The 13485-nt window shown below is 63.0% G+C and carries 15 protein-coding genes; 7 read left to right on the top strand and 8 right to left on the bottom strand.

The annotated features are described in order from the left end of the window. Window positions 1–88: 88 nt before the first annotated feature. On the bottom strand, window positions 89–1387 hold the full coding sequence (locus tag NKJ37_RS01355; protein ID WP_352772265.1) for an MFS transporter: 1299 nt from the start codon (window positions 1385–1387) through the stop codon (window positions 89–91). Between the two features lie 116 nt (window positions 1388–1503). On the opposite strand from NKJ37_RS01355, the gene NKJ37_RS01350 reads away from it, so the two are divergent. Further along, window positions 1504–2427 carry a LysR substrate-binding domain-containing protein gene (locus tag NKJ37_RS01350; protein ID WP_352772262.1) on the top strand — a complete coding sequence of 308 codons (924 nt, stop codon included), beginning with the start codon at window positions 1504–1506 and terminating at the stop codon, window positions 2425–2427. 28 nt (window positions 2428–2455) lie between these two features. Here the strand turns inward: NKJ37_RS01350 and der are convergent, their stop codons facing one another. Both der and NKJ37_RS01340 read right to left on the bottom strand, forming a co-directional pair. Next, entirely contained in the window at window positions 2456–3892 is a 1437-nt protein-coding gene (gene der / locus NKJ37_RS01345; RefSeq protein ID WP_352440008.1) for a ribosome biogenesis GTPase Der, read from the bottom strand. Next, on the bottom strand, window positions 3889–4554 hold the full coding sequence (locus tag NKJ37_RS01340; RefSeq protein ID WP_023808683.1) for a tetratricopeptide repeat protein: 666 nt from the start codon (window positions 4552–4554) through the stop codon (window positions 3889–3891). The genes der and NKJ37_RS01340 overlap by 4 nt, the downstream gene beginning before the upstream one ends. A gap of 214 nt (window positions 4555–4768) precedes the next feature. On the opposite strand from NKJ37_RS01340, the gene NKJ37_RS01335 reads away from it, so the two are divergent. Continuing rightward, on the top strand, window positions 4769–5767 hold the full coding sequence (locus NKJ37_RS01335) for a polysaccharide deacetylase family protein (RefSeq protein WP_352772364.1): 999 nt from the start codon (window positions 4769–4771) through the stop codon (window positions 5765–5767). 35 nt (window positions 5768–5802) lie between these two features. Here the strand turns inward: NKJ37_RS01335 and sbmA are convergent, their stop codons facing one another. The 3 genes from sbmA to NKJ37_RS01320 all read right to left on the bottom strand — a co-directional run bounded on the left by sbmA (window position 5803) and on the right by NKJ37_RS01320 (window position 8669). Further along, entirely contained in the window at window positions 5803–7062 is a 1260-nt protein-coding gene (gene sbmA / locus NKJ37_RS01330; protein ID WP_023808685.1) for a peptide antibiotic transporter SbmA, read from the bottom strand. A gap of 113 nt (window positions 7063–7175) precedes the next feature. After that, window positions 7176–8336, bottom strand: coding sequence for a YbfB/YjiJ family MFS transporter (locus tag NKJ37_RS01325; RefSeq protein WP_128302465.1), 1161 nt, complete (start codon window positions 8334–8336; stop codon window positions 7176–7178). Window positions 8337–8447: 111 nt separating this feature from the next. Continuing rightward, a complete protein-coding gene (locus NKJ37_RS01320; RefSeq protein ID WP_352722808.1) occupies window positions 8448–8669 on the bottom strand; it encodes a hypothetical protein in 222 nt (73 codons plus the stop codon). 94 nt (window positions 8670–8763) lie between these two features. Here NKJ37_RS01320 and NKJ37_RS01315 point away from each other — a divergent pair, with 94 nt between their 5' ends. From NKJ37_RS01315 to NKJ37_RS01305, 3 genes are read left to right on the top strand one after another with little or no spacing between them, the layout of a single operon-like run. Continuing rightward, complete coding sequence (locus tag NKJ37_RS01315) at window positions 8764–9756, top strand: LysR substrate-binding domain-containing protein (RefSeq protein ID WP_352772258.1); 993 nt, start codon at window positions 8764–8766, stop codon at window positions 9754–9756. Beyond that, window positions 9753–11009, top strand: a complete 1257-nt coding sequence (locus NKJ37_RS01310) for an aminopeptidase (RefSeq protein WP_023808689.1) — start codon at window positions 9753–9755, stop codon at window positions 11007–11009. The genes NKJ37_RS01315 and NKJ37_RS01310 overlap by 4 nt, the downstream gene beginning before the upstream one ends. Before the next feature lie 19 nt (window positions 11010–11028). Next, window positions 11029–11385, top strand: a complete 357-nt coding sequence (locus NKJ37_RS01305) for a DUF488 domain-containing protein (protein WP_352440011.1) — start codon at window positions 11029–11031, stop codon at window positions 11383–11385. A gap of 83 nt (window positions 11386–11468) precedes the next feature. Here NKJ37_RS01305 and NKJ37_RS01300 read toward each other — a convergent pair whose 3' ends face one another. Then, window positions 11469–11816 (bottom strand): ArsC family reductase, encoded by a 348-nt coding sequence (locus NKJ37_RS01300; protein WP_023808691.1) that lies wholly within the window; start codon window positions 11814–11816, stop codon window positions 11469–11471. Between the two features lie 146 nt (window positions 11817–11962). On the opposite strand from NKJ37_RS01300, the gene NKJ37_RS01295 reads away from it, so the two are divergent. Together NKJ37_RS01295 and NKJ37_RS01290 are read left to right on the top strand one after the other, a co-directional pair. Continuing rightward, window positions 11963–12319, top strand: a complete 357-nt coding sequence (locus NKJ37_RS01295; RefSeq protein WP_023808692.1) for an ArsR/SmtB family transcription factor — start codon at window positions 11963–11965, stop codon at window positions 12317–12319. Next, entirely contained in the window at window positions 12316–12795 is a 480-nt protein-coding gene (locus NKJ37_RS01290) for an SRPBCC family protein (protein WP_352550902.1), read from the top strand. Before NKJ37_RS01295 ends, NKJ37_RS01290 begins: the two co-directional genes overlap by 4 nt. 103 nt (window positions 12796–12898) lie before the next feature. Here NKJ37_RS01290 and NKJ37_RS01285 read toward each other — a convergent pair whose 3' ends face one another. Continuing rightward, on the bottom strand, window positions 12899–13252 hold the full coding sequence (locus NKJ37_RS01285; RefSeq protein WP_352772255.1) for a SnoaL-like domain-containing protein: 354 nt from the start codon (window positions 13250–13252) through the stop codon (window positions 12899–12901). Window positions 13253–13485: the final 233 nt, after the last annotated feature.

The following is a 13485-nucleotide window of genomic DNA, read 5'->3' as shown; positions in this document are numbered from 1 at the left end:
CTTGATGGGACGTTAACGGGTTCGATCGGGTTTTCCCGGTCGGCCCGAGGTGGTGGTTCCGAAGTCGGGCGGTTTTGCGGCGGTCCATTTAGGCCGGACGCAGGAAGATCGGCCGGGCGATCAGCGCGCAGATGGCGGCCGCCAGCCAGACGCCGGACCAAGACCAAAGGTGCAAAAGCCCCGGAATAGCCACCGGCACCAGGAAGAAGCCGACGAAAACAAAGGTGTTGGCAAGACTGAGCGCGGTCCCGACATGGCTGGCGCCGGCAAGGGTGGCAAGCTCGGTGTATGCGACGCCGTGCCAGGCGGAGACGGAGATGCCTGCGACAATAAGCACGACTGGAAGGACCGCCAAGCAGATGAGCTGGCCGCCCGGAACGGTTGGGCCGAACAGGACCAGCAGCCAAAGCATGGCGAAGGCAAGGGCGCTGAACGCGCTGCACAAGCGAAGAAAATGGCGGCGGTTGCCGTGACGGTCGGTGAAGCGGCCGCTCCAGATGCGCATGACCATGGCGCCGATCTGAACGGCGGCGAGGCTCGCGCTGATCGCCGCCGTTCCCAATCCAACGAAATCGTGCAGGAACACGGAGGCGAAGGTGAGCACGGCCACCTGCGGAAAGCAGAGCAGGCCGATGGCGGTCGCGATACGCCAAACATCGCGATTGCGCAGCGGCGCCGGTCCGGCCACAGAAGCCGCAGCGAGATGATCCTTGCCCGCCGTCGGCGGCTCGTGCAGCCAGCGCCAGGCGAACAGGGCAGACAGAGCGGATGCACCCGCCAGGACCCCGAACACCGCGCCAAAGCCGAAAGCCAGAGCAAGCGAGGGCAGTATGAGGGCGCCAAGGCCGCCGCCGAGCGGCACCGCCGTCTGCCTGATGCTCATTGCAAAGCCGCGCTCGTTTTCCCGGAACCAGCCCATGATGGCGCGGCCGCTCGAACCGTTGACGCTGCCGCCGAGCAGTCCGGTGATGAGCAGGCTCGCGGCGAGCAGCGTGACGCCGGGAGTACCGGCCTTTGTCGGCACAACCAGCATCGCCATGACCAGGAGCCACACCGCCGTCGCGCCGAGCCCGATCAGGAGCACGCGGCGATCGCCCCAGCGATCGGTGAGCAGACCCCAGGGCAGTTCGCTGAGCGCGACCCCCAGCCCGAGAAGGCCGAGCGCCAGGCCGAGCTCGGCATTGCCCAGGTGATAGCCCTGGCGAAGAACGACCGCCGTCGCCGGGATGCCGGAGAACGTAGCCGAGAAGGCGGCATTGGCGGCGACGCCGATGCCCAGAACCTTCCAGCGATGGCCGGGCTTGAATACCCTTTCGGCGGAACCGGCTGCCGTATCTTCCAGGAGTTCTGACGGCTGCCGGTCGGTGCAATTGACAATGGCGGACATGATTTCATTTCCCGTTCTGGCCAGTGGTCCGGCCTTGACGATCTGTCCCTACCGCCGTAATTTCATCCTGAAAATTAGGAAGTTTTGAACATACAATCCTGAAAATCGGGACTCACATGCGACGCGTAACTTTCGACCTCGACGTCCTGCGCAGTTTCGTCACCGGCATGGAACTGGGCAGCTTTGCCAAGGCCGCTGGCCGGCTTGGCCGGTCGACGTCGGCGGTCAGCGCGCAATTGAAGAAACTGGAAGAACAGGCGGCGACGCCGATCTTCCGCAAATCAGGACGCGGCCTCGCCCTGACCGAGGCCGGCGAGACCTTGCTCGGCTATGCGCGCCGGCTGATCGAATTGAATGATGAGGCGGCATCCGCCATCCACGATGTCGAGTTGGAAGGCTGGGTACGGCTCGGCTTGCAGGAGGATTTCGGCGAGGCGGTGCTGCCGGACGTGCTCGGCCGATTTGCCCGGGCGCACCCCAAGGTGAAGATCGAAGCCAGGATCGCACGCAGCCACGACCTTGCCGAAAGGGTCATGTCAGGCAGTCTCGACATCGCGCTCGCCTGGCACTGCGGCGAAACGCTGCCCTACAGCCAGCATGTCGCCGATGTGCCGATGCGTTGGATCGGGCCGGCAAAGGGCATCGAGGCCAGCCTGCGGCACGGCGAGCCGCTGCCGCTGGTGGCGCTCGAGGCGCCATGCCTTTTGCGTACGGTTGCAACTGAAACGCTCGACCGTGCCGGCCTGTCGTGGCGGATGGCCTTTTCCAGCCCAAGCCTTGGCGGCATCTGGGCCGCGGTTGCTGCGGGGCTGGGGCTGACGATCCGCACCGACATCGGCCTGCCGGCCAGCGTCAGCGCAATGACGCCGGAGATCGCCGGATTGCCCGCCCTGCCCAAGATGGCGTTGTTCCTGCATCGCAAGGACGCCGAGGCGGAGCCGGTGGCGGCCCGCCTCGCCGATATCCTGCTGGACGCCGCACGGCAAGCGCTGCCCGAAAATGCGCGGGTCAGCGACAACGGCCTGCGCAACGTGGCGTGATCATGAAGCGCCAGGTGGGCGCCGACGATCAGCTGCGTTTCTTGTTTGACCTGCCGGCGAACGGGTTGTCCGACGTGCGCAGCGCAATGCGGATCGGCACGCCGGGCATGTCGAAGGCTTCGCGCAGGCTGTTGGAGAGGTAGCGGACATAGGATTGCGGCATCGCGTCGGGCCGCGAGCACTGGACGACGAAGCCCGGCGGACGGGTCTTGGCCTGGGTGACGTACTTGACCTTCAGCCGGCGCCCGGCAACAGCAGGCGGCGGATGATGCGCCAGGATGCCCTCCAGCCAGCGGTTGAGCTTGCCGGTCGAGACGCGGCTGTTCCACACCTTGTGGGTCTTGATGACGGCATCCATCAGCTTGTCGAGGCCGCGCCCGGTCTCGGCCGAGACGGGTACGGCCTGCATGCCGCGCGCCTGGGGAAGAAGCCGTTCCGTCTTCTCGCGCAGTTCGGCCAGAAGCTCCTGGGGATGGTCGATCAGATCCCATTTGTTGAAGGCGATCACCGGCGCCCGGCCTTCCCTGATGATCAGGTCGGCGATCTGCAGATCCTGCTTCTCGAAGGGGATGGTGGCGTCGAGGACGATGATGACGATCTCGGCAAACCGGATGGCGCGCAGACCGTCCTGCACCGACATCACTTCCAGCTTTTCGTGGATCCTGGCCTTGCGGCGCATGCCGGCCGTGTCGAACAGTTTCAGGCGGCGGCCATGCCAATCCCAATCGACCGAGATCGAATCACGGGTGATGCCGGCTTCCGGTCCGGTGAGCAGCCGCTCTTCACCGATCAGCGCGTTGATCAGCGTCGACTTGCCGGCATTGGGGCGGCCGACGACGGCAATGCGCATCGGTTTGGTGTCGTCATAGGCGTGCTCGGCATCCGGATCGGCGATATCCTCGCCGATCAGCACCTCGCCGGCAGCGACGTCTTCGTCTTCGCCATCTTCTTCTTCGCCGAAGGCGCGCGCTTCGCCGAGCGCGCCGATCACGGCGTCGCGCAAATCGGGCATGCCCTGGCCATGCTCGGCCGAAACCGGGATCGGCTCGCCAAGGCCGAGCTCCCAGGCTTCCAGCATGCCGCCCTGGGCGCCCTTCGCCTCGGCCTTGTTGGCGACCAGCACGACCGGCTTGCCGGACTTGCGCACGATCTCGGCGAAGGTCCTGTCGTCAGGCAACAGGCCGGACTTGGCGTCGATGGTGAAGAAGATCAGGTCGGCTTCGCGGATGGCGATCTCGGTCTGCGCACGCATGCGGCCGGGCAAGGTCGAGGCGCCAGCGTCCTCGAAGCCGGCGGTGTCGATGACATCGAAATGCAGGTCGTAGAGCTTGGCGGCATGGACGCGACGGTCGCGGGTGACGCCCGGCGTGTCGTCGACGAGCGCCAGCTTCCTTCCCACCAGCCGATTGAAAAGAGTCGATTTGCCGACGTTAGGTCTGCCGATGATGGCGACTTTGAAGGTCACGACGCACTGCCCGACCCGCGGATCAGCTCGGACATCAATGTTGCGCGCTCGCGGGTGTTGCGCGGGGCGCCGTCATCGGCGGCGATCTGGTCGAACAGTTTCAGCGCATCCTGCGTCTTGCCTTCCTTCCAGGCGGAAAGGCCGAGTGCCTCGCGCGCCGTGTGGCGCAGCGTGTTGGTGTCGGATGTGAGCGCTTCGACACGGCTGGAGACGTCGGCAAAGGAGCCGTGGTCGACAAGCAGCAGTGCTGCCCGCAGGCGCGCCATGTCGCGAATGCCCTGGGGAATGGCCGTATCGGCGGCGACTTCGTCGAAATCCTTGACGGCGGCGGGGACGTCACCCTTGTTCGCCTTGACGGTCGCGCCGCGCATGCGGGCGAGCAATGGATAAGCGCCGTAGCCATCCTTCTCCAACTGATCGAGCGCGGTCAGCGCCTCATCGTTCTTGCCGTCATTGGCGAGCTTCAGCGCCTGCGAGAACGCATCGCCCGAGCGGTTGGCGCGCGTCTCGTCCCAATAGCGGTAGCCGACGAAGGCGGCGGTGCCGAGCACCACGAGGATCGCAACGACAATCAGAGCGGGGCCAAAACGGTCCCACAGCGCCTGCGCCTGTTCGCGACGGATCTCGTCGTTGACTTCACGGATGAAACTGTCGTCGGACATCAAATCAAACCATTCCTGCCCCGTCGGGCCTTTGTCAGCCCGCGTTTTAGCGAAATTTTGCCGGCATGGAAGGGGTTCAACCGGAAAATCGCCTATTGTCCGGGGCAAACGGATGTTTGCCCCGGACAAGCAGCCGAAAAGGCTCATCGCACCCACGCCACATTTAGGCGATAGCCGGCTTGCAGACGTTCCCCGAGTGAAGATCAGATTGCCTATGCTTCGTCCGTTCCGCGTTGTTGCGTTTTCGCTTGCCGCGCTCACCACTGGTGGCGGGGCTTTGGCCGATCCGCCGGTGCCGGCAAAGCCGAAACAGGTCGTCATCATCTCATTCGACAGCGCCCGCGATATTTCGCAATGGAAACGCAGCCGGGCATTGGCTGAGCGCACCGGCGCGCATTTCACCTATTTTCTGTCCTGCGTCTTCCTGCTGTCGACGGAGACGCGCAAGGAGTACACCGCACCCGGCAAAAGCGCCGGCAAATCCAACATCGGCTTTGCCGCCTCCAAGCAGGAAGTCACCGAGCGGCTCGAACAGATCGGCCTTGCCGCGCATGAAGGCCACGACATCGCCAGCCATGGCTGCGGCCATTTCGACGGCAAGGACTGGAGCAAGGCGGACTGGCTGAAAGAGTTCAGTTCGTTCGAGCACATTCTCGAAAACGCCTATGCGATCAACGGCATTGCACCCGAACCACAGGGCTGGCGCGATTTCGCGCGGCATGCGGTGGTCGGCTTTCGCGCGCCGTACCTGTCGACCAGCAAGGCGCTTTACGAAGCGCTGCCGGCGGCCGGATATCAATTCGATGCCAGCGGCGTCTCGCAAGGCCCTGCCCGACCGGCGGCCAGCAACGGCATCATGCACTTTTCGCTGCCGCAGATCCCCGAAGGACCGAAGTCGCGGCCGGTGATTGCCATGGACTACAACCTCTATGTCAGGCATTCTGGCGGCTTCGAGCGGCCAAGCCAAGCGGGCGAGTTCGCCAACCGGACCTATGCTGCCTTCCGCGCCGCCTTCGACAAGCAGTATGCGGGAAAACGCATTCCGCTGGAACTCGGCTTCCACTTCGCGCTGATGAACGACGGCGCCTACTGGAACGCGCTGGAGCGCTTTGCCGGCGACGTCTGCGTCAAAGCCGATGTCGAATGCATCAGTTTTCGCGATTATGTTTCGCGCCAGGATGCTGGCCAAAGGCAGGTCTCGGTCGACGGCTGAGCCGCCAACCCGGTTCGATTTCCAACCCTCGGTTTTTAGGCTGGGTCCTCGGCGCCCTGCCTTGCCAGATAGCGCTGGTCGATTTCAGGCAGCGGCTCGCCTTGGAGCGTCGCCTCGAAGGCGCGCAGGCGCTTGTGGACCGATTGCAGCTCGACGATGGTCGACCAGGAGGTGAGCAGAAACTGCAGCGAACCGGTCACCTTGCCGAACGCGTTCGAAATCTGGTTCAGCGCGCCGAACGTTATCTTGTGCGCCACCAGCGAGGGACCGAGGATCAGCAGCGAGAAAATGTTGTCGGCCTGCAGGTAGGTGTAACGGACGACGTTGAAATAGATGTAGTGAAAATAGAGCCTGAAATAATTGTGACGAACATTCTCGAACAGCTCGGCAGTGGTGGCCGGCTGGGCCCGGTCCGCATGATCCTCGCCGTAGACGAGTTCCTTGCGGTAGGCGGCTTCGACACGCTGGTTGCGGAACTGCAGCCCTGGAAGCTTCAAACCGGCAACCATGACCGAGATCGTCCCGAACAGACACCAGGCAAGGGCCGCGACAACCAATGGCTGCGGGATCGCGCCGATAATCGGCAACTCGGTGATATGGGCCTGCAACTGGATCATGACCGGCAGGAATGCGATCAACGTCATGATCGACTGGACGAAGCTGGAGCCGAGATCTTCCATGATCTGCGAGAACCGCATCGTGTCTTCCTGGATACGCTGCGAGGCACCCTCGATATGGCGCAGCCTGCCCCAGTTCTCGACGAAGTAGTTGTTCATCGCCGTGCGCCAACGGAAGATCCAGTGACTGACGATGAAGGCATTGACCACCTGCACATTCATGCCGACCAGCGCCAGCCACGAAAAATCGGCCAATCCGATATAAAATTCGCTGTTGGTCGACTTTCCAGTCCCCGACATCAGGCCCTGCACATAGTCGAAGAAAGGCCCATACCAGGCGTTGACGGCGACACTGACCTGCACATTGAAATAGATGAAGAACAGGATGACCGCGGTCATCAGGATCGACCAGCGCTGCCATGGATGCGGCGAATACCAGCTCCAGAATGCGTAGAAGACGAGCACGCAGAACGCGAAATAGAGATAGAACCAGAGGAACGGTTTCGATACGAGGATGGCGATGCCGATGAGGGGCGGCGCGCCGGCCGCGGCGGGCGGCAATCCGAAAACCGCACCCAATTGTTCACCACCGAAGAACCAGAACAGGATCGCCGCAAGGCTCCAGACGGCGGCCGAAGTGAAAAAGAGCTTCGGCTGCGGGAAAAAGGATACGAACACTGTGGCGAATTCCTCGATCTAGGCGCAAATCAGCTGACGACAGCGGGCATAAAGTCACACATTAGTGGGAAAGAAAATGCCCGTGCCCGATGCCCGGCACAGCAAGCCCACAATCATGGCGATTTTGGCGCAGCCGACCAGGTGATGGCGCCCGAGACGACCAGCATGGTTGCGGCGGTGATCGAGGCGAGGAAGAAATCGCCGGACATTTGCGCCAGAAATCCGGCTGCGACCGGACCGATGATCTGGCCAAGGCCGAACGCAGCCGTCATCAGGGCAAAGATCCGCCGCGGCGCCTCTGGCGCCTGCTGCCGGGCGGCTTGCAGGCCAAAGGCGGTAATGGCAATGAAGGTGCCGCCGAGCAGCACGCCGGCAAGCAGCGGCCCGGTGGCTCCGCCGATGGCGACGCTGGCGGTGACGCCGGCAACTTCGATGAAGCACGCCAGCGCATAGGCGGCATAGAGGCCGGTCCGGGCCGCGATCTTCTGCCAGAGCCAGACGGAGGGAAAGCCCGCAAGACCGGCGACCATCCACACCATGGCCTCGAAGATGCGGCTGCCGCCGCCTTGCCGAACGATGGCGACCAGGAATGTCGCCGTCACCACATAGCCAAAGCCGAACAGGCCGTAGGCGATGATGACCTTGACCAACGACCGGTCCATCCGCAGTGCCGGCTCGCGGGTGACTTCGCCGTTGCCGAGCGGACCCTCATTGACCAACAGAGCGACGAGGACGAAACCACAGGCCGAAATCGTCGCCGACCACAGCCAGCCTGCCGCCCAGCCCGAATGCTCGGCGACCAGCACCGCCATCATCGCCGCCGATGCCGCTATGCCGAGCCCGACGCCGCCGAAATGCCAGGCCTGCAGGTCGTTGCGACCGGCAGCCGCGATATGGCTGAACACGATGCTGGCCATGAACACCATGACGAAGGCGCTGGCCAGACCGGCCAGAAAGCGGATGGCGAGAAAGGCCGCCATCGCTTCGGTCAGCCCCATCAGCGCGGCAAGGACCGCACTGGCGCCAAGCCCCGCCAGCATCAGCAGGCGCTCGCGCCCATGCGCCCAGCCGCCCGCCGCTGCCAACGCGCCGACGAGGTAGCCGAGATAATTGGCCGACGCGATCCAGCCGGCATCGGCAGGCGACAGATGCAGTTCCTGCATCATCCCGGGCAGGATCGGCGTGTAGACGAAACGGCCGATGCCCATGGCAATCGCCATGGCAATCATGCCGGCGAGAGCGAACCGCAGCGCTGTCGAGGTGGCTGATGTCATTGCACTGCACAATAAGTGCAGGGATCGCTGAAACAATCGCCATCTGTTGGGCCAGTGCGTACGCGGGACGTGCTCGCCTCGACTTCCTATGTCGGAACGCTTGGCGCCTGCTCAGCAGCGACCGCCGGCGCGCAATGAACCCCTCTCGTGCACTGTCCGCCGTGCCGTCAGCCTGAACGGCACATCGCCCAGTTCGCGCTCCGACATGGTGTTCAGCACCGGATGCGAAAGCGGATCGATCAGCCATCTCTGCGTTTCGCTGTCCTGGCGCGGCTCATGCGAAGTACTCGCAGCGAAAAAGACCTTCAGCGATGACGACAATATCCTCAGCATTTCCGGCTCCACAGGTCTGTCTCTCCCGAGAAAATCTGCCGTTTCGACATGCCTTTCAATTGAGATTTCAGCCGGATCAGTTTAGAAAAACTCAATGGCCATGCTCAACCGCGTCCATCTCAACGGCCTCCGCGCCGTCGAAACCGTTGCCCGTCTCGGATCGCTGGCGGCGGCGGCCGGTGAACTCAACGTTTCCGTCAGCGCCGTCAGCCAGCAGATCAGCCGTACCGAAAAACAGCTCGGCCAAGCGCTGTTCGAGCGAACGGCGAGCGGTCTGGCACTGACCGAATTCGGCGCCGTCTTCGCGGCCCGCCTTGGAGCAGGGTTTCGCGAGCTTGCCCAGGCCGTGGCGCTGGCCGACGAGGCGACGCAATGCACATTGGTGGTTTCGGTGGCGCCGGCCTTTGCCTCGAAGTGGCTGTTGCCCAGGCTATCTCGCCACTTCGACCGGCATCCCAACGTGCTGCTGCGCATCGACGCTTCGGTGCGGCTGGCCAATCTCGATCACTCGGACATCGACATCGCCATCCGGCTCGGCGACGGCAAATGGCCGGGCGGGCGCACGGAACTGCTCCTGGCGCAGGAAGTCTTCCCGGTCTGCGCGCCGGCGATCGCCCAAAAACTGAGATCGATCGAGGACCTTGCCCAGACCTGCGCGATTACCGACGAGCGGGCGATGATCAACTGGGAAAGCTGGTTCGAAACGGCCGGTGTCCCACCTGTCACCTTCCTCAAGGGTGCGCGTTTCACCGACCCGATGCTGTGCCTGGAGTCGGCGATTGCCGGCCATGGCGTGATGCTGGGCTGGCAATTGCTCGCCGCGGATGCGCTGGCCGACGGGCGGCTGGTGGCGCCTTTCGGAATCCGCGCCCAGAGCGGGCTCGGCTATTGGCTGGTGACCTCGTCCGTCAAGGCGGAAAGCCGCAAGGTCCGGGATTTCAAGCTCTGGATCAGGGAAGAGATCGAGGCAACCATGGCGCGGTTCGGGTCCGCGAACGCAGAACCCACCGTCGCGATCGCGGTGGAAAGGACGGAGGCACCGAGCTATGTAGAGTCGGACATCAAACTACGACAGGCAGGATCATGACCACACATTCGCGCGGCGTTTCCGCATCGATCGACCCGGTGAAGCTCGACAGGCTGGCGGAAGTCGCCATCAAGGTCGGGCTGCAATTGCAGCCAGGCCAGGATCTGGTGTTGACTTCGTCGATCGCGGCACTGCCGTTGACCAGGCGGATCGTCGAGCATGCCTACAAGGCCGGCGCCGGGCTGGTGACGCCAATCTTCAACGATGACGAGATGACGCTGGCCCGCTACCGTTTCGGCGCCGACGCGAGCTTCGACCGCGCCGCCGGCTGGCTTTATGAGGGCATGGCGAAAGCCTTTGCCAACAATGCGGCCAGGCTTGCCGTGCGCGGCGAGGATCCATCGCTGTTGTCGGCTCAGGATCCGGCGAAGGTGGCGCGCGCCAACAAGGCGAATTCGATGGCGTATCAGCCGGCGCTGGAAAAGATCACCGGCTTCGACATCAACTGGAACATCGTCGCCTATCCGGACCTCGCCTGGGCCAGACAGGTCTTCCCCGGCGATGCCGACGACGTTGCCGTGGTGAAGCTTGCCGATGCCATCTTCGCCGCCTCGCGGGTCGATGTGGAGGACCCGATCGGCAACTGGAAAGCGCACAACGCAGCGCTGCGCAGCCGCACCGAATGGCTCAACGGCCATAATTTCCATGCGCTGCATTTCACCGGGCCAGGCACCGACCTGACCGTTGGGCTGGCGGACGGCCATGAATGGATGGGCGGCGCCTCGACCGCCAAGAACGGCATCACCTGCAACCCCAACATCCCGACCGAGGAGGTCTTCACCACGCCGCACGCAAGGCGGGTCGAGGGTCATGTTTCCTCGACCAAGCCGCTGTCCTACCAGGGCACGCTGATCGACGACATTTCGGTGCGTTTCGAAGAAGGCAGGATCGTCGAGGCCAAGGCATCGAAGGGCGAGGACGTGCTGAAGAAGGTGCTCGATACGGATGAGGGCGCGCGCCGCCTCGGCGAGGTGGCGCTGGTGCCACATTCCTCGCCGATCTCGGCGAGCGGGCTGTTGTTCTTCAACACGCTGTTCGATGAGAACGCCGCCTGCCACATCGCGCTCGGCCAGTGCTATTCGAAGTGCTTCGTCGACGGCGCCTCGCTCAGCCAGGACGAGATCGCGGCGCGCGGCGGCAACAAGAGTTTAATCCACATCGACTGGATGATCGGCTCGGACAAGATCGACATCGATGGCGTTCACAAGGACGGCGCCCGCGTGCCCGTCATGCGCAAGGGCGAGTGGGCCTGACCCGCTTACGGAGGGTCCGATGGCCTTCGACCTAGCGGTCAAGCGTATCTACGAGCCACCCGCGCCCGATGACGGGCAACGGGTTCTGGTCGACCGAATCTGGCCACGCGGCGTCAGCAAGGAGGACGCCGCGCTGGCGCTGTGGCTGAAGGACATCGCGCCGAGCGACGATCTGCGCAAATGGTTCGGCCATGAGGCGGCGCGCTGGGCTGAGTTTCAGAAGCAGTACCGAGTTGAGTTGGACGGGAATGAAGATGCGGTGGGTGAATTGCGCGGCCTGCTTCGCCACGGCAAGGTGACACTGCTCTACGGCGCGCATGACGAGGCGCACAACAATGCGGTGGCGCTGGCGGCATTTCTCAGAAAGACGGATTGAAGGGCGCCCACAATCTGTAAGGTCGGCGATTGGCCAATCTCCCCCCTTGCGGGGGAGATTGGCAGCGTCGCCTTCTCGCTACGCTACTTCACCGCCGCCTGATAAACATCAGCCTTGAACCCCACCAGAATCCGATCACCGACCTCCAGCACCGGCCGCTTGATCACGGTCGGCTTGGCCAGCATCAACGCCTTGGCCTTCTTTTCATCCAGGCCCTGCTTGTCCTTTTCCGCCAGTTCGCGAAACGTCGTACTCGCCTTGTTGAGCAGCTTTTCCCAGCCGACCTTGCCAACCCAGCCGTCAAGACGCTTGGCGTCCAGCCCCTCTGCCCTGAAATCGTGAAAACGGTAGGAAACATCATGGCCCTCCAGCCAGACGCGCGCCTTCTTGACGGTGTCGCAGGTGGTGATGCCGTAGATGATGATCGTCAAAACAGTGGCCCTTCCGATTTCGAATCTGACCGCAGATTAAGGACGCTCTGCGCGCTTTGCCAGCGCTCCCCGGCATCCCTTCGGTTTGCTCTTGCCAACGCTAAGGAATTTTCCTAAGTGTTTTGACAGCGCCTCAGGACCAACCAATGACAAGCCTTCAGACCACAACTCCGAGCCGTCCACCGATCGACGGCATCTTTCGCGCACTGTCCGATCCGACGCGGCGACGCGTGGTGGAGCGGCTGAACCGCAGCCCTGCCTCGGTCAGCGAGCTTGCCCAACCGTTCGACATGGCCCTGCCCTCCTTCATCGAACATCTCAAAATCCTCGAAGGTTGCGGGCTGGTGCGCTCGCAAAAGACCGGCCGGGTCAGGACCTATCAACTGGCACCCGAGCCGCTGAAGCTTGCCGAAAACTGGCTGGCCGAACAGCGCACGCTGTGGGAGCGCCGCCTCGACCAGTTCGACGCCTATGTGATGACCCTCCAGGAGACAGAAAAATGATCTATCCCCTCAAGCCGGATCCCAGACTGGACCTCGTGCTGGAGCGCGTCATCGATGCGCCGCGCGAATTGCTGTGGCGCGCCTTGACGACGCCTGAGCATGTCAAGCAATGGTTCACGCCTAGGCCTTGGATGATCACCGACTGCGAGATCGACCTTAGGCCGGGCGGTCTGTTCCGGACGCGCATGCAGTCGCCCGACGGCAATGAGGTCAACGACCGCCATTGCTGCTATCTCGAAATCGTGCCGAACGAGCGGCTGGTGTGGACGGATGCATTGTTGCCGGGTTACCGGCCGTCAGGGGAACCCTTCATAACCGCTGTCATTTCCTTGCAGCCGGACGGCAAGGGCACGCGCTACACCGCCACCGCCATCCATCGCGACGAGGCGACCCGCAACAACCATGAAGAGATGGGTTTCTTCGATGGCTGGGGCACGGTGGCCGATCAGCTTGCGCAGTACGTGAAGACCATTTGAGCCTCTCACATGGCGGCCTGGGACATCGTCCCGGCCGCCATGCTTATTTTTCAACCTTCAGCGACGAGACCGAGCTCCCGCAAGCCGATGGTATTTCACGGCCTCAATAATAGAAGCGCTCTTCGGTGATCTTGCCGTTTTTGACCGTGTAGAGGCCAACTTCATCCATGGTGACACGCTCGCCGGTAGCCTTGGGCGTTATGTCGAACTTGAAGCGCACCGCGAACTGGTCTCCGTTGACGTAGGGGCCCTCGACCGAGCCGCCATGCACTTCGTTGTTCTCCTGCCACCACTGGCCCTTCTGCCTGAGCGCCTCCTTGCCATGGGAGATGGCCATCGGCCCCGCCATGGCTTCGAGACTGACTATATCATCGGCGTTGTGCTTCTCGGCAGCAGCTTCGTTATCGCCCTGCTTGAGCAGCTCGGTGAAATCCTTGGCAATTTCCGCGATGGTCATTTGTATTCCTCCTGTCAGACGCACTGCAAATGGGGAACAGCTTGCTGGCCTGCCATCGTCGGGCCACGTCGTAGCTGACAAGCCATGTCAGCATGATGGTCCCGCGGACATATGACGATGATTTGGGGCGTTTACATCGCGGGCCGGGCATCGTCCTGGCCCGTCAATCGCCAACGGTAAGGCATCTCGTACCGACCTTCCTGGATGAAGCTCTGGACGAGCGCAAAATCCCG

Origin of the sequence: Mesorhizobium sp. M0140 (assembly GCF_040322475.1) — a bacterium.
In the GTDB taxonomy this organism is placed as follows: domain Bacteria; phylum Pseudomonadota; class Alphaproteobacteria; order Rhizobiales; family Rhizobiaceae; genus Mesorhizobium.
Note: the sequence above shows the minus strand (reverse complement) of the source record. Positions and strands in the feature narration are given on the sequence as shown.

Excerpts from the sequence above, each read along its gene's own strand:
- NKJ37_RS01355 (WP_352772265.1), bottom strand. The coding sequence starts at position 1,387 with ATGTCCGCCATTGTCAATTGCACCGACCGGCAGCCGTCAGAACTCCTG.
- NKJ37_RS01350 (WP_352772262.1), top strand. The coding sequence starts at position 1,504 with ATGCGACGCGTAACTTTCGACCTCGACGTCCTGCGCAGTTTCGTCACC.
- NKJ37_RS01340 (WP_023808683.1), bottom strand. The coding sequence starts at position 4,554 with ATGTCCGACGACAGTTTCATCCGTGAAGTCAACGACGAGATCCGTCGC.
- NKJ37_RS01335 (WP_352772364.1), top strand. The coding sequence starts at position 4,769 with ATGCTTCGTCCGTTCCGCGTTGTTGCGTTTTCGCTTGCCGCGCTCACC.
- NKJ37_RS01325 (WP_128302465.1), bottom strand. The coding sequence starts at position 8,336 with ATGACATCAGCCACCTCGACAGCGCTGCGGTTCGCTCTCGCCGGCATG.
- NKJ37_RS01320 (WP_352722808.1), bottom strand. The coding sequence starts at position 8,669 with ATGCTGAGGATATTGTCGTCATCGCTGAAGGTCTTTTTCGCTGCGAGT.
- NKJ37_RS01315 (WP_352772258.1), top strand. The coding sequence starts at position 8,764 with ATGGCCATGCTCAACCGCGTCCATCTCAACGGCCTCCGCGCCGTCGAA.
- NKJ37_RS01310 (WP_023808689.1), top strand. The coding sequence starts at position 9,753 with ATGACCACACATTCGCGCGGCGTTTCCGCATCGATCGACCCGGTGAAG.
- NKJ37_RS01305 (WP_352440011.1), top strand. The coding sequence starts at position 11,029 with ATGGCCTTCGACCTAGCGGTCAAGCGTATCTACGAGCCACCCGCGCCC.
- NKJ37_RS01295 (WP_023808692.1), top strand. The coding sequence starts at position 11,963 with ATGACAAGCCTTCAGACCACAACTCCGAGCCGTCCACCGATCGACGGC.
- NKJ37_RS01290 (WP_352550902.1), top strand. The coding sequence starts at position 12,316 with ATGATCTATCCCCTCAAGCCGGATCCCAGACTGGACCTCGTGCTGGAG.
- NKJ37_RS01285 (WP_352772255.1), bottom strand. The coding sequence starts at position 13,252 with ATGACCATCGCGGAAATTGCCAAGGATTTCACCGAGCTGCTCAAGCAG.